This is a genomic window from Streptosporangium carneum (genome assembly GCF_027922005.1).
In the GTDB taxonomy this organism is placed as follows: Bacteria; Actinomycetota; Actinomycetes; order Streptosporangiales; family Streptosporangiaceae; genus Streptosporangium; species Streptosporangium carneum.
Window position 1 is genome coordinate 1 of record NZ_BSEV01000004.1, and the last position, 25275, is coordinate 25275.

Consider the following 25275-nt stretch of genomic DNA (forward strand, 5'->3'; position numbering starts at 1 on the left):
ACTGCTACAGCTCCTCGATCCCCAACACCGAGGTGCACGCGGCGGCCGGCCCGCAGAACCACTGGTTCTACCTGCTCGCCGAGGGCACCAACCCCGGCGGCGGCAAGCCGAGCAGCCCGGTCTGCTCCGGCTCGGCGAACCTGACCGGCATCGGCATCCAGAAGGCCGGCAAGATCTTCATGTCCGGCCTCAACAGCAAGACCACTCCCTGGACGCACGCCAAGGCGCGCGCCGCCACGGTGGCGGCGGCCAAGCAGCTGTTCCCCAACAGCTGTGTCGAGGTCAACGCGGTCAAGGCCGCCTGGAGCGCCGTCAGCGTCGCCGCGGGCAGCGGCGAGGGCACCTGCACCGGGCCGAACAACGACTTCTCGGTCTCCCTGAACCCCTCCTCCGGCAGCGTCCAGGCGGGGCAGTCCGCGACCTCGACCGTCGGGACCACGGTGACGGCGGGCAGCGCCCAGTCCATCACGCTGCGGGCCACCGGCCTGCCGACCGGGGCGAGCGCGTCCTTCAGCCCGGCGACCATCACCGCCGGACAGTCCTCGACGCTGACCGTCTCCACCTCGTCGAACACGCCGAACAGCACCTCGTCGGTGACGGTCACGGCTGACGGCGCCGACGTCGACAAGACCGCGACGTACACGCTGACCGTCGGCGGCGGCGGGCCTGGCCCGGTCATCCCGCCGGACATCAGCGTCGCGAACGTCAAGGCGCACCTGCAGCAGTTCCAGACCATCGCCACCAACAACGGCGGCAACCGCAGGTCCACCGGGGCGGGCTACACCCAGTCGGTGTCCTACGTCGAGCAGAAGCTGACCGCGGCGGGCTACACCGTCAGAAGGCAGAGCTGCACCTCCGGCTGCACCGGCGGCGCGGGTCCCAACCTGATCGCCGACTGGCCGGGCGGTGACGAGAACCAGGTCGTCATGTCCGGCGCCCACCTCGACAGCGTCTCGGCGGGCCCCGGCATCAACGACAACGGCTCCGGCTCCGCCGCCCTCCTGGAGGTCGCGCTGACCCTGGCCGCCAAGAACCCCACCATGACCAAGCACGTGCGCTTCGGCTGGTGGACCGACGAGGAGCAGGGCCTGCTCGGCTCCAAGTTCTACGTCAACTCGCTCAGCTCCACCGAGCGTTCCAAGATCAAGGTCTACTACAACTACGACATGGTCGGCTCCACCAACGCCGGCTACTTCATCAACAACATCAACACCGCGGCGGCGGCGGACCTCAAGGCCTTCTACACCAACCTGAACCTGCAGCCTGAGGAGAACGTCGAGGGTGCCAACCGCTCCGACGACGCCTCCTTCCGCAACGCCGGCATCCCCACCTCCGGTGTGGCGGCGGGCGCCAGCGCCACCAAGACCTCGGCGCAGGCCACCAAGTGGGGCGGCCAGTCGGGCAGGGCGTACGACTCCTGCTACCACTCCGCCTGTGACACCACCAGCAACATCAACGACACCGTCCTCGACCGGGCGTCGGACGCGGCGGCGTACGCGGTCTGGAAGGGCGCGGTCGGCGGCGGCGGCCCGATCCCGACCGACGACTTCTCGGTCTCGGTCAACCCGTCCTCGGCCACGGTCCAGCCCGGCGGCTCGACCACGGCGACGCTGAACACCCAGACCACCTCGGGCAACGCCCAGTCGGTCTCGCTCAGCGCCAGCGGCGCCCCGTCGGGCGTCACCGTGAACTTCAGCCCGGCCACCATCACCACGGGCCAGAGCTCCACGGTCACGGTCAACGTCGCCGCGGGCACCACGGCGGGCACCTACAACATCTCCCTCAACGCCGCGGGCACGGGGGCCAGCCACTCGGCCGCCTTCACCCTCAGCGTGGGCGGGACCGGCGGCGGGCGCGTCTTCACCAACGACACGCCCTTCGAGATCAACGACGGCTACCAGGACTCCACCGACATCGAGGTCAGCCTCGACGGAGCCCCCGGCAGCACGTTCACGGTCACGGCCGACATCCAGCACACCTGCTCGCAGGACCTGCGCCTGACCCTGGTCCAGCCGAACGGGGCGTCCCGGGTGCTCAAGTACGAGGCCTACGAGGCCTGCACGGAGTACAACGGGCCGGTCGAGTTCACGGTGAACAACACCTCGCGTCTCGGCAACGGCACCTGGTCGCTGATCGTCGGCGACTACTTCCAGGGAGACACCGGAATGGTCAACTCCTGGAGCATCGCCTTCTGACGGGACACTCGTCGGACGGAGAACGACGAACGAACACAGCGGTGGCCCGGACCTTCGAGGTCCGGGCCACCGCCCGTTTCCGCCCGCCCGTTCTCACCCGCCCGGACGTCCGTACGGTCGCCGGTGCGGCGACCGTACGCCTTCGCCGGGTCCGTGGTGTTTCCGGGCACCGGTACGGCGAGCGCCGGCACGGACGTGTCCGGCGCCTTCGCGCGGCGCGCGACCCGGTGAACGTTCCCGGTCACACAGCGCTAGTCGGGGACGTTCGGCATGTCCGAGATGCTGTCCAGCCACGCGCGGTGCAGACCGGCGAAGCGGCCCGCGCCCTCGATGAGCCGGTCGGGCGGGCCGTCCTCGACGATCCTGCCGGCGTCCATCACGAGCACCCGGTTCGCGATCTCGACCGTCGAGAGACGGTGGGCGATGATCAGAGCGGTCCGGTCCGCGAGGACCGTGCGCATCGCCCGCTGCACCAGCCGCTCGCCGGGGACGTCCAGGCTGGAGGTCGCCTCGTCGAGGATCAGCACCGCGGGATCGGCGAGGAAGGCGCGGGCGAACGCGACCAGCTGCCGCTGCCCGGCCGACAGCCGCCCGCCGTGCTTGCCGACCTGGGTCTCGTAGCCCTCGGGAAGCGCCGTGACGAAGTCGTGGGCGCCGACGGCCCTGGCGGCCTCCACGACCTCGGCCATGGTCGCGTCCGGCCTGCCGAGCCTGATGTTGTCGGCGACGGAGCCGGTGAACAGGAAGTTCTCCTGCGTCACCAGGACCACCGCGGCGCGCAGCGACTCCTCGCCGAGGTCGCGCAGGTCGACTCCGTCCAGCAGCACGCGTCCCGCCACCGGGTCGTAGAACCTGGCGACCAGTTTCGCCAGCGTGGTCTTCCCCGCGCCGGTGGTGCCGACCAGCGCCACGCTCTGTCCCGCCGGAATCGTCAGATCCATCTCGGGCAGCACGGGCGTGCCGTCCAGGTAGGAGAACTCGACCGCCTCGAACCTGATCTGACCGCGAGGCGGCTCCAGCGTCACGGGCTTGTGCGGTTCGGCCACGGCGGGCCTCTCCTCCAGCACGCCGGAGAGTTTCTCCAGCGCCGCCCCCGCCGACTGGAAGGTGTTGTAGAACTGGCTGATCTCCTGCATCGGCTCGTAGAACTGGCGCAGGTAGAGCAGGAACGCGGCGAGCACGCCGACCGTGACGTCGCCGCCGAGGGCCAGCCATCCGCCGTAGAGCAGGACCGCGGCGATCGTGACGTTCCCGATCAGCTTGACACCCGGCATGAAGATCGCGATCAGCCGCATGGCGTGGACGTTGGCGTCCCGGTAGTCGGCGTTGAGCCGGGAGAAGATCTCCTGGTTGCGCGGCTCCCTGCGGAAGGCCTGGACCGCCCGTACGCCCGTCATCGACTCGACGAAGTGGACGATCACCAGCGCCACGGTCTCCCTGGTCCTGCGGTAGGTGATGCTCGACTGCCGCCGGAACCAGCGGGTGAACAGCAGCAGGACCGGCAGCGGCAGCAGGGCGACCAGTCCCAGTTTGACGTCCAGGACGAGCAGGAGGACCGCGGTGCCGGTCAGTGTCAGCACCGCGGTGACGAGCCCGTCGAAGCCCGACTGCAGCATCTCGGAGATGGCCTCGATGTCGGAGGTGAGTCGGGAGACGACCCGGCCGGAGGTGTAGTCGTCGTGGAAGGACAGCGACAGCCGCTGGAAGTGGGCGAAGACCCGCCGCCGCAGCTCCAGCAGGATGTCCTGGCCGACGCGACCGGCCATCCTGAGGAACACCTGCCGGGTCGCGGCCTGGACCGCGGCCGCCGCCAGCACCGCCGCGACCACCGAGACCAGCGTGGCCGGTCCCCGGCCCGAGGCCATCGGCGGGATGCCCTCGTCGATGCCCACCTTGATCAGGAAGGGGATGGCGAGCGAGGCCGCGTTGCAGACGACTATGACCGCGACGAGCAGGACGATCTCCCGGCGGTACGGCCGCAGCAGCTCGCCGAGCAGCCGCCTCGACCGGCTGCGGAGCAGGAACGACACCTGCTCCGACAGTTCCTCCTGGTCCTCGGCGGCGACGCCGCGCCAGTTTCGCGTGTCGGTTCCGCTCATCGCAGCGCCTCCTCGTCCAGGTCGGCCGACAGCAGGGCCCGGTACTCCGGCACGCTCGCCATCAGCTCGTGGTGCGGGCCGACGTGGGTGATCGTGCCGTCCAGCAGCAGGGCGACCCGGTCGGCGAGCAGCACGGTCGAGGCCCGGTGCGCGACGACGATTCCGGTCGCGTCCCGCAGGACGTGCCGGAGCGCCTCCTCCACCAGAGCCTCGGTCTCGACGTCCAGGGCGGAGAGGGTGTCGTCGAGGACCAGGATCCTCGGCCGGGTGAGGACGGCGCGGGCCAGGGCGAGGCGCTGGCGCTGGCCGCCGGACAGCGACATCCCCTGCTCGCCGATCCTGGTCTCCAGCCCCCACGGCAGGTCGTGGACGAATCCGGCCTGTGCGACCTCGATGGCGGCCCGCATCTCCTCCTCGGTGGCGTCGTGCCGCCCCAGCGTGAGGTTCTCCCTGACGCTCATCGAGAACAGCGTCGGCTCCTCGAAGGCCGTGGCGACCATCGAGCGGAGCGTGGGCAGCGACAGCTCCCGCACGTCATGGCCGTCGATGGTGATCCGGCCCGCGGTGACGTCGTGGAGACGGGGGACGAGGGAGGTCAGGGTGGTCTTGCCGGAGCCCGTCGCCCCGACGACCGCGACCGTCTCACCGGGGCGCACCTCCAGCCAGACGTCGCGGAGCACCGGCTCGGCGGCGTCGGGGAAGCGGAACTCCACGCCCTCGAAGCGCAGGTGCCCGCGGGGCCGCTCGACCACGCCTGAGCCGCCGACGATCTCCGGTTCGGTGTCGAGCACCTCCATCACCCGGTCGGCGGCGGTCATCGCCTCCTGGCCCATGACCAGGATGAAGCCGAGCGCGGAGATGGGCCACACCAGCTGCAGCATCAGCGTGGTGAAGGCCACCAGCGTGCCCAGCGTCAGCAGTCCCGAGCCGACCGCGAGCGCGCCGAGCAGCAGCACGACGGCGAGGGTGACGTTGGGGACCACCTCTAGGAAGGTGAAGAACCCGGCCGACAGGCGCACCTTCTCCATCGAGGTCCGGTGGACCTTTCGCGCCCCCTCGTCGAAGACGCCGAAGACGTGGCGGCCACGGCCGAAGGCCTTGATCGTGCGGATGCCGATCGCGGACTCCTCGACCACGGTGGCGAGGTCGCCCTGCTGGTCCTGGACCTGGCGTGAGACGTCGATGTACCTTCGCTCGAAACGCAGCGAGATGACGACGACCGGCAGCGCCGAGACGGCGACCAGCAGGCCGAGCGGCCAGTACATGTTCAGCAGCAGGCCGGTCACCGTCACGATCTGGACGCTGATCAGCACGAGGAAGAGCGCGCCGAAGCCGAGGAAGCGCCGGATCGCGGACAGGTCGGTCGTCGCGCGGGACAGCAGCTGGCCCGACTGCCAGGCGCCGTGAAAGCTCATCGGCAGCCGCTGCAGGTGCTCGTAGAGGTCGTCGCGGATTCTGGTCTCCAGGCCGAGTACGGCCTCCGACAGCATCCAGCGGCGCAGCAGGACCAGCAGTGCCTCGATCACGCCCAGTGCCAGGGCGAGCAGTGAGAGGGGAAGCAGGGCGCCCGCGTCGCCACGGGCGACGGGGCCGTCGATGATCTCCCTGCCGACCAGCGGGATGACGATGCCTATCCCGACTCCGGCGAGCGCGGGCAACCAGATGAGGACCAGGCGGGTGGCGTAGGGGCGCAGGTAGGACTTCATCCGCCACAGCGAGTTCGTCCTGGCGCGTCGTGGGAGGGGGATCGGGGGCCGATGGGTACCGGATTCTCGCTCTGGGGCGGCGGTATCAGGGGGCATCAGCAGGCAGCACGCTCCTCACGGTCTTCAGTTGATGGGGTGATCGCCCGGTGCAAAAAGGGCCGTTCAGGTTAAAACCCCCGTCAAACGGTTTTCTGCGTCGTGGATCCCGGTGAACGCCGTGCCGTCGGCGTCCCCCGTCCGGGATGAGGTGACCATCAGAGTTTCCGTTGCCCTTCAGGTGTGGGCAACTGTCCTGAAAGTGGTCCTCTCCTGACATCCAGGCCATACGAGCGGTAGTCATTCCCCGCCGTCCTCGCCCAAAAGCCTTCCGCCGGCACGATCGGGGGAGGCGCCAGGCGGGGGGCGACGATGCGGTCCGTAGGGATCGCGTCAATAAACGGTGCGGCGGCGTATGGAACCCATCAAGACGCGCAAAAACCCACAAACCTCGCGTTCTCCTTGTTGTGAGGTCACCGTCCGGTGGCCGGAAACGTGTGCTCATCGAGGAGTGAGGATGACCGACGTCATCTTCGTCGCCCTGACGATCGCGGTCTTCGCGATCCTCGGGCTTGTCGCCAAGGCGGTGGAACGGCTGTGAGTCCCGTCAACGCCGCGGGTCTGGTCGTGGTCGCGGTCCTGGTCGTCTTCATGGTCGCGGCCCTGCTGTTCCCGGAGCGGTTCTGATGTCGCCGACCCTGGCGGGGACCGTGTTCGTCGCGTCCCTCGTCGTCGCCGTGGCGGCGGCCTACCGGCCGCTGGGCGACCACATGTACCGCGTCTACACCGGCACACGGCACTCGGCCGTCGAGCGGACGATCTACCAGCTGGTCGGGGTGCGCCCCGACGGCGAGCAGCGGTGGAGCGTCTACGCCCGCAGCGTGCTCGCCTTCTCCGCGGTCTCCGTCCTGTTCCTGTACGGCCTGCAGCGCCTGCAGGACAAGCTGCTGCTGAGCCTGGGCATGCCCGCGGTGCCCGACCACGTCGCGTGGAACACCGCGGTCAGCTTCGTCACCAACACCAACTGGCAGGCCTACTCCGGCGAGTCCACCATGGGCCACCTGGTGCAGATGGCAGGCCTGGCGGTGCAGAACTTCGTCTCCGCCGCGGTCGGCATGGCGGTGGCGGTCGCGCTGGTGCGCGGCCTCGCCCGCAGACAGACCGAGGAACTGGGCAACTTCTGGGTCGACCTGGTCCGCGGCAGCCTCCGCGTGCTGCTGCCGCTCGCCTTCGTCGGCGCGATCGTGCTGGTGGCGGGCGGGCTGGTGCAGAACCTCGCCGCGCCGCACGAGGTGGCGACCCTGACCGGCGGCACCCAGGCGATCACCGGCGGCCCGGTGGCCAGTCAGGAGATCATCAAGGAGCTGGGCACCAACGGCGGCGGCTTCTACAACGCCAACTCCGCCCACCCGTTCGAGAACGCCACGAGCTGGACCAACTGGGTGGAGATCTTCGCGATCCTGCTGATCCCGTTCGCGCTGCCGCGCACCTTCGGCCGGATGGTCGGCGACAACCGGCAGGGCTACGCGATCGCCGCGATCATGGCGACGATCGCCGTCGTCGGCGTCGCGGCGCTGACCGGCCTCGAACTCGCGCACCACGGCACCGTGCCCCAAGCCGTCGGAGCCTCACTCGAGGGCAAGGAGACGCGGTTCGGGGTGGCGAACTCCGCGACCTTCGGCGCGGCCACGACGCTGACCTCGACCGGCGCGGTCGACTCCTTCCACGACTCCTACACCGCGCTCGGCGGCATGGTCACGATGGTCGACATGATGCTGGGAGAGGTCGCGCCCGGCGGGGTGGGATCCGGTCTGTACGGCATGCTGGTGCTCGCGGTGATCACGGTGTTCGTCGCCGGGCTGATGGTCGGCCGCACCCCCGAGTACCTCGGCAAGAGGATCGGCGCCCGGGAGATCAAGCTCGCCTCGATGTACTTCCTGGTCACCCCGGTGCTGGTGCTGGTCGGCACCGCGCTGGCGATGGGCTCGGCCGAGCAGCGGGCGAGCATGCTCAACGGCGGCCCGCACGGCCTGTCGGAGGTGCTGTACGCCTTCACCAGCGCCTCCAACAACAACGGCTCGGCGTTCGGCGGCCTGACCGTCGACACCCCCTGGTACGACGTCGCGCTCGGCCTGTGCATGGCCTTCGGCCGGTTCCTGCCGATCGTGTTCGTGCTGGCGCTGGCCGGATCACTGGCCCGGCAGACGCCGGTCCCGGCGTCGGCGGGCACGCTGCCCACCCACCGGCCGCAGTTCGTCGGCATGGTCGTCGGCGTCACGATCATCCTGGTCGCCCTGACCTTCCTCCCCGCTCTCGCGCTCGGGCCGCTCGCAGAAGGAATCCAGTGAACATGTCCACCCCGACGCTCCAGGCCCCCGGACACGCCCCCGCCCCGCGAAGAGGGGACGGCAGGGTCAGCGGCGGCCTGCTCGACCCCGGGCAGCTGGTCAGATCCCTTCCGGACGCGCTGCGCAAGCTGAACCCGGCCACGCTGTGGCGCAACCCGGTGATGTTCGTCGTGGAGATCGGCGCGGCGTTCACCACCGTGCTCGCGGTGGCCGGACCGTCGTTCTTCGCCTGGGCCACCGTGGTGTGGCTCTGGCTGACCGTGCTCTTCGCCAACCTCGCCGAGGCGGTCGCGGAGGGCCGCGGCAAGGCACAGGCCGCCACGCTGCGCGCCGCCAAGCGCGACACCGTCGCCCGCCGCGTCACCGGCTGGCGGCCGGGAGCCGAGGTGTCCGGCTGGGACACCGTCGGCGCGTCCGAACTCGGGCAGGGCGACGTCGTGGTCGTCGAGGCCGGGGAGATCATCCCCGGGGACGGCGACGTCGTCGAGGGCATCGCCAGCGTGGACGAGTCGGCGATCACCGGGGAGTCCGCGCCGGTGATCCGCGAGTCAGGCGGCGACCGCTCGGCGGTGACCGGCGGCACCAGGGTGCTCAGCGACCGGATCGTCGTGCGGATCACCCAGAGGCCAGGGGAGAGCTTCATCGACCGGATGATCGCCCTGGTGGAGGGCGCGGACCGGCAGAAGACACCCAACGAGATCGCGCTGAACATCCTGCTCGCCGCCCTGACGGTCGTCTTCCTGGTCGCCACCGCGACCATGCAGCCGCTGGCGATCTACTCCAGGTCCGTCAACCCCGGCGTCCCCGACTCGCTCGCGCTGACCGCCGACGGAGTCAGCGGGATCGTGCTCGTGGCGCTGCTGGTCTGCCTGATCCCGACCACCATCGGCGCGCTGCTGTCGGCGATCGGCATCGCAGGCATGGACCGTCTCGTGCAGCGCAACGTGCTGGCCATGAGCGGCCGCGCGGTCGAGGCGGCCGGGGACGTGTCCACGCTGCTGCTGGACAAGACCGGCACCATCACACTGGGCAACCGGCAGGCGGCGGAGTTCGTGCCCGCGCCCGGCGTGTCGGCCGAGGAACTCGCCGCCGCCGCGCAGCTGTCCAGCCTGGCCGACGAGACCCCCGAGGGCCGCTCGATCGTGGTCCACGCCAAGCAGGCCTACGGGCTGCGCGAACGGGAGCCGGGCGAGCTGGCCCACGCGGAGTGGGCGCCCTTCACCGCCCAGACCCGCATGTCCGGGGTCGGCGTGGACGGCCGCCAGGTCCGCAAGGGCGCGGCGACCGCGGTGATGAAGTGGGTGCGCGACCACGGCGGCCACCCGACCGACGAGGTGGGCGCGATCGTCGACGCCATCTCCGGTTCCGGCGGCACCCCGCTGGTCGTCGGCGAGGTCGTCGGCGTGGCCCCCGGCCAGGACGGCGGCCCCGACGGGCCCGTCGGGACCGCGGGCAAGGCACGGGTGCTGGGGGTGATCCACCTGAAGGACGTGGTCAAACAGGGCATGCGGGAGCGCTTCGCCGAGATGCGCCGGATGGGCATCCGCACCGTCATGATCACCGGAGACAACCCGCTGACCGCCAGGGCCATCGCCGACGAGGCGGGCGTGGACGACTTCCTGGCCGAGGCCACCCCCGAGGACAAGCTGGCGCTGATCAGGAAGGAGCAGCAGGGCGGGCGGCTGGTCGCCATGACCGGCGACGGCACCAACGACGCCCCCGCCCTCGCCCAGGCCGACGTCGGGGTGGCGATGAACACCGGCACCTCGGCCGCCAAGGAGGCCGGCAACATGGTCGACCTCGACTCCAACCCCACCAAGCTCATCGAGATCGTGGAGATCGGCAAACAGCTGCTCATCACCCGGGGCGCGCTGACCACCTTCTCCATCGCCAACGACATCGCCAAGTACTTCGCGATCATTCCCGCGATGTTCGCCGTGGTCTACCCGGGCCTGGACGCCCTGAACGTCATGCGCCTGGCCAGCCCGCAGTCGGCGATCCTGTCCGCGGTCGTCTTCAACGCGATCGTCATCGTCGCGCTGATCCCGCTCGCGCTGCGCGGGGTCCGCTACCGGCCCTCCAACGCCTCCAGGCTGCTCAGCCGCAACCTCTGCCTGTACGGCCTCGGCGGCGTCGTCGTGCCGTTCGTCGGCATCAAGCTCATCGACCTGCTCATCCAGTTCCTTCCGGGGATGGTGTGAATGGAACGCCTGCCCAGCTGGGTTCGCCAGCATCTCGCCGCGCTGCGCGCGCTGCTCGTGCTGACCCTGATCCTCGGCGTCGCCTACCCGCTGGTCGTCACCGGCGTCGCCCAGACCGTTCTCGACGACCGGGCCGACGGATCCCTCCTCCAGAAGGGCGGAAAGGACGTGGGCAGTGCCCTGATCGGCCAGAACTTCACCGACTCCGGCGGCGACCCGGTCGGGAAGTACTTCCAGAGCCGCCCCTCGGCCGCCGGAGACGGCTACGACCCGCTCTCGACGGGAGCGAGCAACCTCGGCCCGGAAGACGTCCTGGACGTCCTCGCCGTGCCCGGAGCCAAGGACGCCGACGGCGAACCCGACACGGGAAGACAGTCCCTGCTGACCCGGGTCTGCGCCCGGAGCAGGGCCGTGGGGGAACTGGAGGGGGTCAGCGGGGCCCGGCCGTACTGCACGCCCGACGGGGTCGGCGCGGTGCTGAAGGTCTTCCCCGCCGTCGGCAGGCCCGTCAGGGCGGTCAGCGCCAACCAGGCCTGTCCCGCCGCCCCGTTCCTCGCCGCCTACCAGGGGGTGAGGGTGGAGTGCGCCAGACCGGGTGAGGACCTGTCCGCGGGCCGTACGGTCCCGGTCAGGGGCTCGGCGACGGCGGTCGTGCCCGCGGACGCGGTCACCGCGAGCGGCTCGGGTCTCGACCCGCACATTTCGCCCGCCTACGCCGAGTTGCAGGCCCCCCGCGTCGCCAGGGAGCGCGGCCTCGACGTGGCGAAGGTCAAGGCCCTGGTCCGGCAGCGCACGACCGGCCGGGCGCTCGGCTTCATGGGCGAGCCCGTCGTCAACGTGCTGGAGCTCAACCTGGCCCTGGACAGGGGATGATCGGAGGCAGGGGAACCTGACGGGAAGCGGGGACGGACGATGAACGGGGCACGTGGGCGGCTGCGCGTCTATCTGGGCGCGGCCCCCGGTGTCGGCAAGACCTTCGCGATGCTCGACGAGGGGCACAGACGCCTCGCGCGCGGCACGGACGTGGTCGTGGGGCTCGTGGAGACCCACGACCGGCCCCACACCGCGGAGCTGCTGGAGGGCATGGAGGTCGTGCCGCGCAGGACCTTGGTCCACCGGGGGGCGAGCTTCACCGAACTCGACGTGGACGCGGTCATCGCGCGCGGGCCGAAAGTGGCGCTGATCGACGAGCTGGCGCACACCAACGTGCCCGGCTCGCGCAACGCCAAGCGCTGGCAGGACATCGAGGAGATCCTCGACGCGGGGATCGACGTCATCTCCACCGTCAACATCCAGCACCTGGAGTCGCTCAACGACGTCGTCCAGCGGATCACCGGCGTCCCGCAGCGCGAGACCGTGCCCGACGAGGCGGTACGGCGGGCGGACGCGGTGCAACTGGTCGACATGGCGCCCGACGCGCTGCGCCGCCGGATGGCGCACGGCAACGTCTACCTCCCGGAGAAGGTCGACGCGGCCCTGTCGAACTACTTCAGGGTGGGCAACCTGACGGCCCTGCGGGAGCTGGCGCTGCTGTGGGTGGCGGGCAAGGTCGACGAACAGCTCGACCGCTACCGGGCCGAGCACGGCATCGCCGGAACCTGGGAGGCGCGCGAGCGCGTGGTGGTCGCGCTGACCGGAGGCCCCGAGGGGGACACCCTGGTACGGCGGGCGGCCAGGATCGCGGCCCGGACCAAGGGCGCCGACCTGCTGGCCGTCCACGTGACCCGTTCCGACGGGTTGAGCGGCACCGACCCGGCGAACCTGGCACGCCAGCGCGCCCTGGTGGAGAGTCTGGGCGGCACCTACCACCAGGTGGTCGGCGACAGCGTGCCGCGCGCGCTGCTGGACTTCGCGGGCGGGGTGAACGCGACCCAGCTGGTGCTCGGCGCCTCCCGCAGGGGCCGGTTCGCGCAGCTGTTCTCCCGGGGGGTCGGGGTCACGACCACCGCGCTGTCCGGCTCCATCGACGTTCACATGATCACCCATGCCGAGGCGGGCAGGGGGGCGGGACGCGAACGGTCGAGGGCCGCGCTCACCCGCGGGCGCAGGCTCGCGGGCTGGGCCATGGCGCTGCTGGGCATTCCGGCGATCACCCTCCTGCTGGTCCCGCTCAGGGACGGCCTGAAGCTGTCGAGCGGGATCCTGCTGTTCCTGCTCATGGTGGTCTGCGTCGCGCTGGTGGGAGGCATGTGGCCCGCCGTCACCGCGGCCGTCGCCGGGTTCCTGCTGCTCAACTACTACTTCACCCCGCCGGTCGACCGGTTCACCATCGCCGATCCGGAGAACCTGCTCGCGCTCAGCGTGTACGTGCTGGTGGCCGTCATGGTGAGCGCGGTCGTCGACCTGGCCGCCAGACGCACCAGGGAGGCGGCCCGTGCGAGCGCGGACGCCGAGGTGCTGTCCACGCTGGCAGGTCACGTGCTGCGCGGGGAGGCGGCGCTGCCGTCCCTGCTGGCCCGGCTGCGCGAGACCTTCGGGCTGGCCTCGGTCACGCTGCTGGAACGCGCCGGCGAGCCCGCCCCCGACGACCGCTCGGATCCGGCGGCGTGGCGGATCGTCGCCACCTCCGGGGGGCCGCCCTGCGCCAGCCCCGGGGCCGCGGACACCGACGTGGCGATCGACCGGGACCTGGCGCTCGCCACGCGCGGCAGGCTGCTCGACGCGGCCGACCGCCGTGTCCTGGAGGCCTTCGCCGCCGAGGCGGCGGTGGCGCTGCGCCAGGAGCGGCTGCGGCACGAGGCGGACCTCGCGGGACCGCTGGCCGCGGCCGACAGGATGCGCACCGCCCTGCTCGCCGCGGTGAGCCACGACCTGCGCACGCCCCTGGCCTCCGCCAGGGTCGCCGTCGACAGCCTGCTCAGCACCGAGATCGAGTGGAGCGAGGAGGACAGGCGGGAGCTGCTGGCGACCGCGGACGAGTCGCTGGTCAAGCTCGACCGGCTGGTCGCCAATCTGCTCGACATGAGCCGCCTGCAGGCGGGCGTGCTCGGCCTGGTCCCGCAGCCGGTCGCGATCGGCGAGATACTCCCGCGTGCCATCGACGACCTCGGGCCGCTCCGCGACCGGGTCGAGGGCGACGTCCCCGCCGACCTGCCGGAGGTCGTCGCCGACCCTGCCCTGGTCGAGCGCATCCTGGTCAACGTGATGTCCAACGCCGTGCGCTACAGCCCGCGGGACGACAGGGTCCTCGTGACCGCCAGCTGGTACGGCGACAGCGTCGAGGTCCGCGTCATCGACCGGGGGCCGGGCATCCCGCCCGAGGCGCACGAGAAGGTCTTCATGCCGTTCCAGCGGCTCGGCGACCGCGACAACCACACCGGCGTCGGCCTCGGCCTCGCGCTCTCCAGGGGGCTGGCGGAGGCGATGGGCGGCATGCTGGCTCCTGAGGAAACACCAGGGGGAGGTCTCACCATGATCCTGACGCTGCCCGTCGTCTCCCGGGAACGCGCATGACCCGCGTCCTCGTCGTCGACGACGAACCGCAGATCCTGCGCGCGCTGCGCATCAACCTGGTGGCACGCCACTTCGAGGTGGCGGTCGCGCAGGACGGCGGCGCCGCCCTGCGCGAGGCCGCGGACTGGCATCCCGACCTGGTCGTCCTCGATCTCGGGCTGCCGGACATCGACGGGGTCGACGTGATCCACGGGCTGCGCGGCTGGACCAGTGTGCCGATCATCGTGCTGTCGGGGCGGGCGGGCAACCAGGACAAGGTGGAGGCGCTGGACGCCGGAGCCGACGACTACGTCACCAAGCCGTTCAACATCGACGAGCTGCTCGCCCGGATCAGGGCGGTGACCCGCCGCACCGCCGTCCAGGACTCCGAACCCGCCCGGGTCCAGGTCGGCGGGCACGTCGTCGACCTGGCGGGCAAGACGATCTCCGGTGGAGTCAGGCTGACGCCCACGGAGTGGCACCTGCTGGAGATCCTGCTGCGCAACCCCGGCAAGCTGATCAGCCAGCGTCAGCTGCTGACGGAGGTGTGGGGCGCCAAGTACCTCAAGGAGACCCACTACCTGCGCCAGTACCTGGCCCAGCTCCGCAAGAAACTGGAGCCGGACCCGGCCCGCCCCGTCCACCTGCTCACCGAGCCGGGCATGGGCTACCGCTTCCAGCCGTGAACCTGCGGAGTGGGCTCGCGGTGACGGGATTCCGGGGCGTTTCCGGCGGTGGGCGCGGGACGGCAGGGGGCGTCGGCGACAGGTCAGGGAAGCACGACCTCGCGGACGACGTCGGCGTAGAGGCGGAACAGCAGGGTCGGTGAGGCGTCGTCGTCCCTGCGTAGCAGGTGCGACCAGCACCGGGCGAGGACGTCGCGGGCCTCCGCGCCCGGCCAGGGGCGGGGGAGCAGCTCGGCGGGCAGCAGCGGATCGGGGTCCATGGCCCGCGTGAACTCGGAGGCGAGCTCGATCTCGATGGTGAGCCGCTCCGTCCGGGACAGATCACCGGGGCCCTGGAGACGCGCCAGGCGGGCTCTGGAGACGGCGACGAGGCGCCTGTGACGCTCGGCGATCTCCTCCAGCGGCCACAGCGACGCGGCCAGCGCGTGCGGGTCGCTCTCGCCGCCGACCCGCAGGTGCGGGCTGACGACGTAGGTGACGCCGTCCGCGACGTCCAGCTGCCTGGCCCTGGCCTCGACGAGGTCCTCCCAGGCGTTGGCCGAGACGTACAGGCCGCCCTGCAGCGGTGCCCCGCCGAGCCGCAGGATCGTCTCGCGCAGTGAGTCGCGCGCCGCCCTGGCGGACTCGGGGACGGCGAAGGCGACGAGGTGCCAGGAGCCGTCCCACGGAGCCAGGCCGCGGTCCTGACGGAAGGCGTGCCTGACGAACTCGACGGCGGGGGTGAACGACAGCCACGCGTCCGCGGTGACCCGCAGCAGGGCCTTGCGGCCCCTGCCCTCCTGGGAGAAGCTGCCCTCCCCGACGAGCCGTTTGACGCACAGGCGGACCTGCTGGTCGCTCATTCCCAGGGCGTTCGCGACCGCGTACAGCTCGCCCGCGTCGACGGTGGCGTCCTCCCGGACCATCCCGTGGACGAGCGTCCGCGTGGAGATCTCGACGGCCTCCCCGCCCACCGGCGCACCGTCCTCCCGCTCCGGCACCGCGCTCCGCCTTTCGCCGGTGGTCGAGCCGCCTGCGACCGGAGGGCTCATCGTCCGCCCTCCCCGGCGGTGACGGGCCGGGACATCCTCGTCACCGCGCCGAAGCCCATCAGCTCCCGCAGGAAGGGCGTCCGCTCGGTGCCGGTCGCCCGGAAGCCGCGCCGTTCGTACAGCGCCCTGGCGCGCGGGTTGGTGTCGACGACGTCGAGCCGCACCCGCAGACAGCCGAGGTCGGCCGCGACGGCGGAGACCTCCTCGAGCAGCAGGCCGCCGACGCCCATGCCACGCGACGCCGGATCGACGGCTATCCCGTCCATGACCAGCTCCCGCGCGCTCTCCTCGCGTTCGAGCAGGGCGAGCAGCGCCAGGCGCGGCAGGCCCGCGAGCCATCCGTAGGCGTTCAGCACGTCGGCGGGCGATCCGCCGACGAGCGCCCGCCCACCGTGCCGGTATCCCGCGACCCCGACCAACCGCCCGCCCGCGAGCGCCGTGACCGCCCTGTCATGGTTCAGGTGCGCCGCGACGAACGCGACGCCTCTCTCCCTCGGGCCGAGCGCGGGGCCGAGCTTGCGGCCGAACGCCTCCCAGTACAGCTCCGCCGCCCGCCGCCCGGCTCCGGCGGGCAATCCCCGCCGAATCTCCACAGCCTTACTCGCTCTCATATCTATCGATCATAGTACGATCGTTGGAGAAACGATAGTTTTCACCCTGATCGCAAATCCGGAGCAGACATGACGAATCACGACTTCGGGACCGAATCGCGGGAGCTCGCGTGGTGAGCCGCCCGAAGAGATCCCGCGGCCTGCGGAGGCTCCTGACGGCGCTCTCCGCCCTTCTTCTGGCGGCGGTCGCGGCAACCGGCGCGGTGGTCTGGCAGCACACCTACGACCTCAGGGAGGAACGGGTCACGATCCCCAACGGCAGGCAGCGGCTCGACGGCGTCCTCGCCCTGCCGACTTCGGGACGCGGGCCGTACGGGCTGGTCGTCTTCGTGCACGGCGACAAGCCGATCGACGCGACCCACGACGGTTTCTACCGTCCGATGTGGGAGGCGTTCGCCAGGTCCGGCTACGCCTCCCTGTCATGGAACAAGCCCGGAGTCGCGGGGTCGGGGGGAGACTGGCTCGCCCAGAGCATGGAGGACAGGGCCGACGAGGTCACGGCCGCCCTCGCGTGGGCCAGGACCAGGGCCGACATCGACCCCCGGCGGATGGGGCTGTGGGGGGGCAGCCAGGCGGGCTGGGTGATGCCGAAGGTCGCCGCCCGCACCCCGGACCTGAGGTTCGTCATCGCGGTCTCACCCGCGATCAACTGGCTCAGGCAGGGGCGTTACAACCTCCTCGCCGAGCTCCGCGCAGAGGGGGCCCCGCCGGCCGCCGTCAAGGCGGCGCTGGAGCGCAGAGAGACGACTCTCCGCCTGCTCAGGGCGGGGGCGACCTTCGAGGAGTACCACAAAACGGTGGCGGACACGGGCGACATGACCGCCGCCCGATGGGGTTTCATCGCGCGCAACCACAGGGCGGACGCGACGGAGGACCTGTCCAGGGCGAGGGTTCCCACCCTGCTGATCCTGGCGGGCCACGACCTGAACGTCGACGTCGCGGAGACCGAGGCGGTCTACCGTGCGAGCCCCGCCCCCCTGAAGGTCGTCCGCTACCCGGGCGCCGTCCACTCGATGCTGCGCCGGGAGGTCGCCGAGTCCGAGGTCATGACGACGCTCACCGGCCTTTTCGCGCCCCGGGCGCTGTTCCCCGACGGCTTCCTCGCCGGGCAGGCCGCGTTCCTCCGTGAGCGGACCGGATAGGGACGTTCGTCAGGGAGCCCCGACTCCCGTCGCGTCGGCCGGGAGTCGCGTCGGCCGGGATCGGAGGGCGCGGCGAGGCGCCCTCGTCCCGCCGGGGGAGGTCACCCGGCGGGACGCGACCCTCCCGGCATCGCGATGGCCGTCACCGCCAGGCCGTCGGCCACCAGCCACCGGCCGGTGAAACCCGTCAGCCTCCGTCCCTCGACCAGCGGCCCCTCGACGAGGAGACGGGCGGTGAAGACGCCCGAGGGATCGAAGGTGACGTGGGCCTCGGCGAAGTCGAGCCAGCGCAGGGCGAGCGGGAACCAGGCCTTGTAGACGCTCTCCTTGGCGCTGAACAGCAGCCGGTCCCAGTGGACGCCTTCGCCGAGCCTCTCCAGCTCGGCCCGCTCCTGGGGCAGGGAGACGGCGGGCAGGACCCCGTCGGGGAGCGGCTCGTGGGGCTCGGCGTCGATGCCGACGGTCAGGGCCTCCAGCGAGACGGCGGCGGCGCGGTATCCGGCGCAGTGGGTGATGGCCCCCCTCACCCCGCTCGGCCAGCCGGGCGCGCCGCGCTCGCCGGGCAGGATCGGCGCCGCAGGGAGCCCGAGCCTGGCCAGGGCCTGCCGGGCGCAGTGGCGGGCGGTGGTGAACTCGCGCCGCCGCTTGTCCACCGCGCGGGCGATGACCGCCTCCTCCTCGGGGAAGAGCGCGACGTCCTGCGGGTCGTGGAACGCCTCCGCGCTCGCCACCCAGGAGGGCAGGATCCTGTCGATCACGAGGCGTTCCCGGGGTGGGGAAGGATCCGGCGCGGCCTGCCCGGCGGGGTCGGGCGGGGCCGCCACTCGCGGGGGTAGCCCAGGGAGACCTCCTCGAAGCGCACGCCGTCGTGCCAGGTGGTCCTGGGGATGTGCAGGTGGCCGTAGACGACCGCGGCCGCCTCGAAACGCAGGTGCCAGTCCGCGGTCCGTTCCGTGCCGCACCAGATCGCGAACTCCGGATGCCTGAGGATCAGGGTCGGCTCGCGGACCAGCGGGTAGTGGTTGACGAGCACCGTGGGCACGCCCTCGGGCCGGGCCGCCAGCCTGCGCTCGGTCTCGGCGATCCTGGCCCGGCACCAGGCCGAGCGGGAAGGGTGCGGGTCGGGATGGAGGAACATCTCGTCGGTGCACACCACCCCCTTCTCGTACGCCAGGGCGAGCGCCTCCTCCTCCGTCTCGACGCCCGGCACGCGGAAGGTGTAGTCGTACAGCACGAACAGCGGGGCGACGGTCACCGGGCCGCCGGGGCCGTCCCAGACCGGATAGGGGTCCTCGGGGGTCGCCACTCCGAGGTCCCGGCAGATCTTCACCAGGTGCCGGTAGCGTTCCTCGCCGCGCAGCTGGACCGGGTCGCTGGGATGGGTCCACAGCTCGTGGTTCCCCGGCGCCCACACCACCTTCGCGAAGCGCTCCGACAGCAGGCGCAGCGCCCACTCGACGTCGGCGACCGCCTCGGAGACGTCCCCCGCGACCAGCAGCCAGTCGGAGGCCGACTCGGGTCGCAGCTCCTCGACGATCCGTCGGTTCTCCTGGTAGCCGATGTGCAGGTCGCTGATGGCCAGCAGCGAGGTCATGCGTGCACCGCCCTCGGTGGTTCGGGAGTCGTCCGGGCCGTGACGGCCCGATGGCCGTGATCCGCCGTCGCGAGGACCCGTTCTCCTGGCTCCCCGTCGTGCGGCGTTCCGGCCTCCGTCCCCGCCCACCCGATGGCAGGAAGATAACCGGGAATGTCCGCGATCACCAAGAGCGCGAGCTCACGGGCGTCGTGAGGCGCAGTTCCCCGGCCCGGCGTCCGATGCCGGCCGCCCCCGACTGGCGCGCGACGTCCTGGGTGAGCATGATCAACATATCCGTCTCCTCCACGCGTCCCGCCGTCGCGGCGCAGGACGCCGCCGACAGCAGCGCCCAGGCCTGCCTGTTGCCGAAGCCCGAGTGGCGGAACAGGTCCGCGGCCCGGCGGTAGAGCCCGACCGCCGCCGGGTGGTCGCCGCAGGCTCTGAGCGCGTGCGCCCGCGCGGCCACCGCGTGGGCGTCCTGGAACACCGCCCCCGGCGCGTTCCGGGCCCGCTCGGCCCAGTCGGACGCGCGAGGGTCGCCCGCGTCCGCCGCCGCGCAGGCGAGCAACTCGTACCACAGCGGTCGCAGCGAGGCGGGAACGGCGGGCAGCCCGGCTCCGCCGCCCGCGTCGAGCAGCAGGGCGAGGCAGGGCCCGGGGTCGCCGGACAGGCGCACGGCGGCCTCCAGCGGGGCCAGCCCGCCGACGCTCAGGTAGAGAGCGCCCGCGCGGGACGGGGCGACGGCCCGCTCCGCCTGGCCCGCCCCCCGCGCCGAGGTCCGCTCGCCCGTCAGGGCCTGGCACTGCGACCACAGCGCCCGCGTCAGATCCGCGATGGGGCCCCTCGCCGTCCGCCCGAGGAGCCTACGTGCCTCCGCGGCCAGGCGTCCGGCCTCCGTGACCGTCCCGACCTGCAGGTGGAGGTGGCTCAGCGCGACCAGCAGGACGGGTTCCGCGTAGGAGAACTCGCCCCTGCCTGCGACGGACAACCCCAGTCTCAGGTGCCGTTCCGCCTCGGTGAACCTGCCGGCCAGGGTCTCGCCCCAGCCCAGGACGCCGAGGCACTCCGCGAGGGCGGCGGGTTCCGTCTCCGGCGGCCTGTCCATGATCATGGCGCTCTCCGTCAGGGAGTCCCGAGCCGTCTCGGCCCTGCCCGCCAGGGCGTCGCGCAGGCCGAGCAGCGCCAGAACGCCCGCCTCCGTGATCGCGTCGCCGTTCTCGCGCGCCAGCCGCAGGGCGGTCTCCAGCCTCGGGAGCTCGACGTCCCGCCCGTCGAGCACACTTGCGATCCCGTGTCCGACGACGAGCGCGGCGGCCGGGCCGGACGGGGTCCCGTCCAGTCGCGTCAGCTCCGCGCCGAGGAGCGTCCGGGCCGCGCCGTGGTTTCCCAGGGCGCACTCGATGCGGGCGTGCCGCACGACCGCGGACGTCCGTACGGCGTCCGGCATCCGGAAGGCGTGCCCGGTGATCTCGCGGAGCAGGGCCCGGCTCTCCTCGAGCCGTCCGGCCAGTGCGAGCGCGCGGCTCAGCACGTCCAGCAGTGAGATGTGGCCGGCATCGCCGCGGCGCTCCGGCGGGAACGCGCTCAGCGCGGCCCGCAGCCAGCAGACGGCGGTCTCGGGCGCCGACTTCATGACCGCCTCGGCCGCGCCGGCCAGGATCGCCGGGTCCTCGCCGGGCCCGTCGAGGGACCGGTCCCGCCTCTCGCGCCGGAGGTGGACCCGTTCCTGATGGACTGCCGATTCGTTCCCCATCACACCATTACCCGATCAGGCGAGTTCCCTATTGTCAATAATACCTACCTGATTAGGGGGTATATATGCATTTCTGTCCCGGATTCCCGGGGGCGACCGGCGGTGCGGGCGGCGCGGGGGAGGGGTGCGCCCATGATCAGACCTTTACTGCGGCTTGCGGCCCCGGAGGTGTCGGCTCTTCGAACACGCAACGTAGCCTGACAACTACCGTAGATAACGGAGTGTTCGCATATGCCACTGACATCGACCATGCACCCGACGGTCGGCGAGGCCTTCCTCAAACGTGACCGCGCCGGTCGGGCCCTCGCCGCGAACTCCGAGCGCATCGCGCTCGCGTGCCGCGAGATGGCGGCCCGCTTCCGCCGGGGCGGAAAACTGATCGTCTTCGGCAACGGCGGCGGCGGCGCCGACGCGGCCCACATCGCCGTCGAGTTCATGCATCCGGTCATCGTCGGGAAGGAGGCGCTGCCCGCGCTGGCGCTGAGCAACGACTCGGCGACGGTCACCGGGCTGAGCAGTCGCGAGGGGTTCGCGGAGGCCTTCGCCCACCAGGTGCGCCGGTGGGCGGATCCGGCGGACATGGCGCTGGGGATCTCCCGTGACGGCCGGTGCGAGAACGTCCTGCGTGCCCTGGAGGCCGCGAGGGAACTGGGCCTGTTCACCCTCGCGCTGGTCGGAGGCGGGGGCGGGGCCATCATGCGCGACCGGGCGGCCGACCACATCCTGGTCGCCGACTCCGACGATCCCGCCGTGGTCAAGGAGATCCACGTGACCATGTACCACGTCGTGTGGGAGCTGGTCCACGTGCTCTTCGAGCAGCCAGGCCTGATCGGCGACGGGGGGGCCGGATGAGCATGCTCGAGGAGCCTCGGGGCGGGGGAGCGTGCGGGTTTCCCTCCTTCCTCTACCCGGGGCAGGCGGACCTCGGCTCGGTGCTGGCGGAGGCCCGCCGGTCGACCGAGGAGAAGGCGGCCGAGATCGTGCGGCTGCGCTGGCAGGTGGCCGAGATGGCGGGCGACGAGCTCGCGGAGTGCGCGCAGGAGATGGCCATCCGGTTCGCCTCCGGCGGCAGGCTGTTCGCCTTCGGCAACGGCGGCAGCAGCACCGACGCGCAGGAGGTCGCGACGACCTTCCTGTACCCCGCCTACGGCCTGTCCCTGCCGGCTCTCTCCCTGACCGGCGACGTCGCCGTGGTCACCGCGCTCTCCAACGACGTGGGGTTCGACGTCGTCTTCGCGCGCCAGCTGGCCGCGCTGGGACGTCGCGGAGACATCGCCGTCGGCCTGTCGACGAGCGGGGGCTCCTTCAACGTCCTGCAGGCCTTCGAGGAGGCCTCGCGCAGGGGCATGCTCACCATCGGCCTGGCCGGTGACCAGGGGGGCAAACTGGCGGGCCTCGGCCTGCTCGACTACCTGTTCGTCATCCCCTCGTCGTCGGTGCACCGCATCCAGGAGGCTCAGACGACGCTCTACCACGTGCTGTGGGAGCTGACCCAGCACGCGCTCGGGGCGGTGCCCGCCCCGCAGGTCCATGACGCCGGCTGAGGGCGGCGCCCCGGCCGGGGCCGACCGCGCCCGAGGCCGGGGCCGTGGTCTCCGCGCCGGAGCCGGCCGCCGGAGCGGCGGCGCGACGGATCGCGACGGGACCCGCCGCAGGCCGCGAAGAGGAGCGGGCGCGCTGAGACGGCTGCTCGTGGCGGCGCTGGTGATAGGGGCGGGAGTGGTGGTCTACCAGGTTCTCCCCGACGTCAGGCGCTATCTGAGGATCAGGGAGATGTGACGGCTCCGGCTCCGCGGACGTCTTCTCGCGGGACTCTCCGCACAGGGCGCGGCGCACGGCCTGGAACATCACATCGAGACATCGAACGAGGTGACGTCAGTCATGCATGAACTCGGGATCGCGGAGGCGATTCTCGCCGAGGTGGAGAACCGCGCCGACGGCAGGAGGGTGCGGTGGGCGCGGGTGCACGCGGGCGCCCTGCTCCGCATCACGGAGCCGGCGATCAACCACGCGTTCGCCAAGGTGGCGGACGGCTCGCCCGCCGAGGGGGCGCAGGTGGAGCTGGTCATCGTCCCCGTGCAGCTCATCTGCCTTTCCTGCGGCCAGACGGCCGCGTCGGTCGTCCCCCTTGTCACCTGTCCCGAGTGCGGTGGCACCGACGTCGTGACGGAGGGCGGCGACGATCTCGTCCTCGAGTCCATCCAGCTGGCGGAGGCGGCCCGCGCGGCCGGAGGCGCGCGGCGAGATCGCGGAGGTCCCGCCGGGCCCTCCTGACCCGGCCGCCGCCCGCGTCGGCGGCCGGACCCGGCCGGGCCCGACCGCCTGACGCGGACCGCCGGCGATCGTCGGCGGGATCGCCGAGACGTCGTCGGGGCCGGTCGTGCCCCGAGAAAAGACGATCGCGGTATGTCTTGCCGTACGCGGGGCATGTGAGCTGTTGGGAATTGATTCGCCCCGTGCCGCCCGCGAGGGCCGGACGGTCGCGGTGGCCGCCCGGCGGTCCGTTGAGGCCGCGCGGTCCGTCCGTGACCCGTCTGTCCCCGCGCCGCCGCCGGGCGGATCGGTGAGGATCCTCCGGGCCGGTCTCGCCGAAGACCGCCTTCGGCGGCGCCCGAGCCGCCGGCCCGCCGGTCGGCGTCTTCCCGCGCGGATCCGCCGACGACCCGAGATCCAACGGGGGTGTTGGACATGAAGGAGCAGAGGGAGTCCGAGGACACGGTCCGCTTCGAGGGAGCGGAGCACGGTTACTCTCCCGACGTGGGACGCGCGAGCGAGGAGGTGTCCGAGTCGGGTGACCGGGCCTTCGGCTCGCCGCCGGAGGGCAGGGCGCCGGGGCGTGAGCCGTCCGAGGCGGAGCGTCAGGGGGTCTCCTCGACGGAAACCGAGCCGGAGGGGCCCCTCGGCGTCGGCGTCAGCTCGGCCAGGAGCGCCGAGGAGATCGCGCAGAAGGAGGGTGAGGAGGGCAGGAGAACGGAGGGCGTCGACGACGGGACGGGGCGCCCCTACGGCACCTCCGGTCCCAAGAGCGCCACCGGCGTCGAGCCGCAGGAAACCGTCGAGGAGGAGAGCCCGCACATCCCTCCGGGAGACCAGGCGGGCTGACCGCGGGCGTGCCGCCCCCGAGGGGGCCGGGAAACGCGGAAAGGAAAACCGGCGGGTCTTTCGCTCTTTCCCGGCCGCCCCTCCTCGGAAATGTTCTCCCGCGTTACCATGATTCCGCACAACTGGTTTCACGAAAATATCCTTCGGGATTTTCGGTCGCACGGGTCGGGTTAGACCGGTTTTGCCAGTTAGGCGGATAGTTAAATGCGTCGGTTGCTTTTTGTGTTTATGGCAGCGGTTTTGGCGGTAAGTGCGTGTGGCTCACCTGAATCCGTAGTGTCCGGAAAGGTGGTGGGCGCCGCGTGCGCCAATCACCGGCAACAGCTCGCCTCGCCGAAGAATCGCGTGGAGACGACCGAAATCACCGTCGGCTCCATACCGATCCCCGACACGGCGGCGTTGGAGATAGCCATGGACTGCGGCTTCTTCGAGCGCGAGGGGCTGAGGGTCAGGAAAGAGATCATCCAGGGTTCGGCGGCCGCCATCCCCGACCTCAAGGCGGGGCATCTGCAGTTCTGCCTGCTGAACCACGTCACCGCGCTGGCGGCGCAGCACAGCGGGGTGGTCGACCTCAGATACGTCGCGGACGCCTACCAGGCGGCTCCGGAGACCTTCCTGCTCATGACGAGAAAGGACTCCACGCTGCGCACGCCCGCCGACCTGCGCGGCCAGACCATAGCCGTGACCACCCTCAAGAGCATCGGGACCCTCACCACCGAGGTCACGCTCAAGGCGTACGGTCTGACGGCGGCCGACGTGAAGATGGTCGAGATGCCTCTGCCGAACATGCCCGCGGCGCTGCAGGCGGGCACCGTCGCCGTGGCCTGGATGACCGAGCCCTTCGTCACCGCGGTGCGGCGGCAGGGCGCGAAGCGGATCGCCGACGTGATGGCAGGCCCGACCGACCGTTTCCCCGTCGCCGGATACGGCACGACGGCCACGTTCGCCGAGCGCAACCCCGAGATCGTCGCGGCCTTCCAGCGGGCTATCACCGCCGGTCAGGAGGTCGCGGCGAGCGACCGCGGGGTGATCACGAAGATCCTTCCCGTCTACACGAGGATCAGCCCCCAGGACGCGGCCCAGGTCACGCTGGGCAGCTACCCCACCGCCCTGGACCCCGCCAGGTTGGAACGGGTCGCCGCCGCCCTGCGGGAGTACGGCTACACCGACGGGCCGGTCGACGTCAGTCCCATGCTGCGGCTGCTGGGCCCGATGGCGACGGGCGCCACGGGATGAGGGGGCCGCAGGCTCCGTTCCGCTGAGCGGCCTTTACGTCTCCTTGCGCGATGGATTGATTTACCCGCAGGCAGAGCAGGGGATGGATTGCCCGAAACGTGCTGATCATGGACTGATTCAA

At 71.5% G+C, this 25275-nt stretch carries 21 protein-coding genes; 14 read left to right on the forward strand and 7 right to left on the reverse strand.

Translation table 11 applies throughout. From position 1 onward, the window contains the following. Positions 1–2195 (forward strand): M28 family peptidase (locus PKF00_RS11540; RefSeq protein ID WP_271217440.1); only part of this gene is annotated, 2195 nt, incomplete at its 5' end. 251 nt (positions 2196–2446) lie between these two features. Here PKF00_RS11540 and PKF00_RS11545 read toward each other — a convergent pair. After that, entirely contained in the window at positions 2447–4294 is a 1848-nt protein-coding gene (locus PKF00_RS11545) for an ABC transporter ATP-binding protein (protein ID WP_271217441.1), read from the reverse strand. After that, the gene (locus PKF00_RS11550; RefSeq protein ID WP_271217442.1) at positions 4291–6000 is read right to left on the reverse strand and encodes an ABC transporter ATP-binding protein; all 1710 of its coding nucleotides are present in this window, start codon (positions 5998–6000) and stop codon (positions 4291–4293) included. Before PKF00_RS11550 ends, PKF00_RS11545 begins: the two co-directional genes overlap by 4 nt. A gap of 633 nt (positions 6001–6633) precedes the next feature. Here PKF00_RS11550 and PKF00_RS11555 point away from each other — a divergent pair. The 6 genes from PKF00_RS11555 to PKF00_RS11580 are packed head-to-tail and all read left to right on the forward strand — an operon-like array spanning position 6634 to position 14703. Beyond that, positions 6634–6723 carry a potassium-transporting ATPase subunit F gene (locus tag PKF00_RS11555; protein ID WP_271217443.1) on the forward strand — a complete coding sequence of 30 codons (90 nt, stop codon included), beginning with the start codon at positions 6634–6636 and terminating at the stop codon, positions 6721–6723. Then, positions 6723–8384 (forward strand): potassium-transporting ATPase subunit KdpA, encoded by a 1662-nt coding sequence (gene kdpA / locus PKF00_RS11560; RefSeq protein WP_271217444.1) that lies wholly within the window; start codon positions 6723–6725, stop codon positions 8382–8384. The genes PKF00_RS11555 and kdpA overlap by 1 nt, the downstream gene beginning before the upstream one ends. A gap of 2 nt (positions 8385–8386) precedes the next feature. Next, a complete protein-coding gene (gene kdpB, locus PKF00_RS11565; protein ID WP_271217445.1) occupies positions 8387–10585 on the forward strand; it encodes a potassium-transporting ATPase subunit KdpB in 2199 nt (732 codons plus the stop codon). Continuing rightward, positions 10586–11458 carry a potassium-transporting ATPase subunit C gene (locus tag PKF00_RS11570; RefSeq protein WP_271217446.1) on the forward strand — a complete coding sequence of 291 codons (873 nt, stop codon included), beginning with the start codon at positions 10586–10588 and terminating at the stop codon, positions 11456–11458. It begins immediately after the preceding gene. 39 nt (positions 11459–11497) lie between these two features. After that, positions 11498–14038, forward strand: a complete 2541-nt coding sequence (locus PKF00_RS11575; protein WP_271217447.1) for a DUF4118 domain-containing protein — start codon at positions 11498–11500, stop codon at positions 14036–14038. Next, complete coding sequence (locus tag PKF00_RS11580) at positions 14035–14703, forward strand: response regulator (protein WP_271217448.1); 669 nt, start codon at positions 14035–14037, stop codon at positions 14701–14703. The genes PKF00_RS11575 and PKF00_RS11580 overlap by 4 nt, the downstream gene beginning before the upstream one ends. An 83-nt stretch (positions 14704–14786) precedes the next feature. Here PKF00_RS11580 and PKF00_RS11585 read toward each other — a convergent pair whose 3' ends face one another. Together PKF00_RS11585 and PKF00_RS11590 are read right to left on the reverse strand one after the other, a co-directional pair. Beyond that, positions 14787–15734 (reverse strand): PaaX family transcriptional regulator C-terminal domain-containing protein, encoded by a 948-nt coding sequence (locus tag PKF00_RS11585; RefSeq protein WP_271217449.1) that lies wholly within the window; start codon positions 15732–15734, stop codon positions 14787–14789. After that, entirely contained in the window at positions 15731–16345 is a 615-nt protein-coding gene (locus tag PKF00_RS11590; protein WP_271217450.1) for a GNAT family N-acetyltransferase, read from the reverse strand. The genes PKF00_RS11585 and PKF00_RS11590 overlap by 4 nt, the downstream gene beginning before the upstream one ends. Positions 16346–16458: 113 nt before the next feature. Between PKF00_RS11590 and PKF00_RS11595 the strand changes: the two genes are divergently transcribed. Beyond that, positions 16459–17487: an alpha/beta hydrolase family protein gene (locus PKF00_RS11595; protein WP_271217451.1), complete on the forward strand. Its 1029-nt coding sequence runs from the start codon at positions 16459–16461 to the stop codon at positions 17485–17487. A gap of 101 nt (positions 17488–17588) precedes the next feature. On the opposite strand, the gene PKF00_RS11600 is transcribed toward PKF00_RS11595, so the two are convergent. The 3 genes from PKF00_RS11600 to PKF00_RS11610 form a co-directional block, all read right to left on the reverse strand. Then, complete coding sequence (locus PKF00_RS11600; protein ID WP_271217452.1) at positions 17589–18245, reverse strand: 4'-phosphopantetheinyl transferase family protein; 657 nt, start codon at positions 18243–18245, stop codon at positions 17589–17591. Continuing rightward, complete coding sequence (locus tag PKF00_RS11605; RefSeq protein ID WP_271217453.1) at positions 18242–19081, reverse strand: metallophosphoesterase family protein; 840 nt, start codon at positions 19079–19081, stop codon at positions 18242–18244. Before PKF00_RS11605 ends, PKF00_RS11600 begins: the two co-directional genes overlap by 4 nt. 163 nt (positions 19082–19244) lie before the next feature. Then, positions 19245–20816 (reverse strand): hypothetical protein, encoded by a 1572-nt coding sequence (locus tag PKF00_RS11610; protein WP_271217454.1) that lies wholly within the window; start codon positions 20814–20816, stop codon positions 19245–19247. A gap of 231 nt (positions 20817–21047) precedes the next feature. Here PKF00_RS11610 and PKF00_RS11615 point away from each other — a divergent pair, with 231 nt between their 5' ends. The 6 genes from PKF00_RS11615 to PKF00_RS11640 all read left to right on the forward strand — a co-directional run bounded on the left by PKF00_RS11615 (position 21048) and on the right by PKF00_RS11640 (position 25154). After that, positions 21048–21668 carry a D-sedoheptulose-7-phosphate isomerase gene (locus PKF00_RS11615; RefSeq protein WP_271217455.1) on the forward strand — a complete coding sequence of 207 codons (621 nt, stop codon included), beginning with the start codon at positions 21048–21050 and terminating at the stop codon, positions 21666–21668. Further along, on the forward strand, positions 21665–22360 hold the full coding sequence (locus PKF00_RS11620; RefSeq protein WP_271217456.1) for a D-sedoheptulose-7-phosphate isomerase: 696 nt from the start codon (positions 21665–21667) through the stop codon (positions 22358–22360). The genes PKF00_RS11615 and PKF00_RS11620 overlap by 4 nt, the downstream gene beginning before the upstream one ends. Continuing rightward, on the forward strand, positions 22347–22595 hold the full coding sequence (locus PKF00_RS11625) for a DUF6893 family small protein (protein ID WP_271217457.1): 249 nt from the start codon (positions 22347–22349) through the stop codon (positions 22593–22595). The genes PKF00_RS11620 and PKF00_RS11625 overlap by 14 nt, the downstream gene beginning before the upstream one ends. Positions 22596–22697: 102 nt before the next feature. Next, positions 22698–23090 (forward strand): hydrogenase maturation nickel metallochaperone HypA/HybF, encoded by a 393-nt coding sequence (locus PKF00_RS11630; RefSeq protein WP_271217458.1) that lies wholly within the window; start codon positions 22698–22700, stop codon positions 23088–23090. Positions 23091–23504: 414 nt separating this feature from the next. Next, positions 23505–23918, forward strand: a complete 414-nt coding sequence (locus PKF00_RS11635; RefSeq protein WP_271217459.1) for a hypothetical protein — start codon at positions 23505–23507, stop codon at positions 23916–23918. A gap of 345 nt (positions 23919–24263) precedes the next feature. Then, positions 24264–25154, forward strand: coding sequence for an ABC transporter substrate-binding protein (locus PKF00_RS11640; protein ID WP_271217460.1), 891 nt, complete (start codon positions 24264–24266; stop codon positions 25152–25154). Positions 25155–25275: the final 121 nt, after the last annotated feature.

Bases quoted from the DNA above. Each gene is read 5' to 3' on its own strand.
- PKF00_RS11545 (WP_271217441.1), bottom strand. From the start codon at position 4,294: ATGAGCGGAACCGACACGCGAAACTGGCGCGGCGTCGCCGCCGAGGAC.
- PKF00_RS11550 (WP_271217442.1), bottom strand. From the start codon at position 6,000: ATGAAGTCCTACCTGCGCCCCTACGCCACCCGCCTGGTCCTCATCTGG.
- kdpA (WP_271217444.1), top strand. From the start codon at position 6,723: ATGTCGCCGACCCTGGCGGGGACCGTGTTCGTCGCGTCCCTCGTCGTC.
- kdpB (WP_271217445.1), top strand. From the start codon at position 8,387: ATGTCCACCCCGACGCTCCAGGCCCCCGGACACGCCCCCGCCCCGCGA.
- PKF00_RS11570 (WP_271217446.1), top strand. From the start codon at position 10,586: ATGGAACGCCTGCCCAGCTGGGTTCGCCAGCATCTCGCCGCGCTGCGC.
- PKF00_RS11575 (WP_271217447.1), top strand. From the start codon at position 11,498: ATGAACGGGGCACGTGGGCGGCTGCGCGTCTATCTGGGCGCGGCCCCC.
- PKF00_RS11580 (WP_271217448.1), top strand. From the start codon at position 14,035: ATGACCCGCGTCCTCGTCGTCGACGACGAACCGCAGATCCTGCGCGCG.
- PKF00_RS11585 (WP_271217449.1), bottom strand. From the start codon at position 15,734: ATGAGCCCTCCGGTCGCAGGCGGCTCGACCACCGGCGAAAGGCGGAGC.
- PKF00_RS11590 (WP_271217450.1), bottom strand. From the start codon at position 16,345: ATGAGAGCGAGTAAGGCTGTGGAGATTCGGCGGGGATTGCCCGCCGGA.
- PKF00_RS11605 (WP_271217453.1), bottom strand. From the start codon at position 19,081: ATGACCTCGCTGCTGGCCATCAGCGACCTGCACATCGGCTACCAGGAG.
- PKF00_RS11610 (WP_271217454.1), bottom strand. From the start codon at position 20,816: ATGGGGAACGAATCGGCAGTCCATCAGGAACGGGTCCACCTCCGGCGC.
- PKF00_RS11615 (WP_271217455.1), top strand. From the start codon at position 21,048: ATGCCACTGACATCGACCATGCACCCGACGGTCGGCGAGGCCTTCCTC.
- PKF00_RS11620 (WP_271217456.1), top strand. From the start codon at position 21,665: ATGAGCATGCTCGAGGAGCCTCGGGGCGGGGGAGCGTGCGGGTTTCCC.
- PKF00_RS11625 (WP_271217457.1), top strand. From the start codon at position 22,347: ATGACGCCGGCTGAGGGCGGCGCCCCGGCCGGGGCCGACCGCGCCCGA.
- PKF00_RS11630 (WP_271217458.1), top strand. From the start codon at position 22,698: ATGCATGAACTCGGGATCGCGGAGGCGATTCTCGCCGAGGTGGAGAAC.
- PKF00_RS11635 (WP_271217459.1), top strand. From the start codon at position 23,505: ATGAAGGAGCAGAGGGAGTCCGAGGACACGGTCCGCTTCGAGGGAGCG.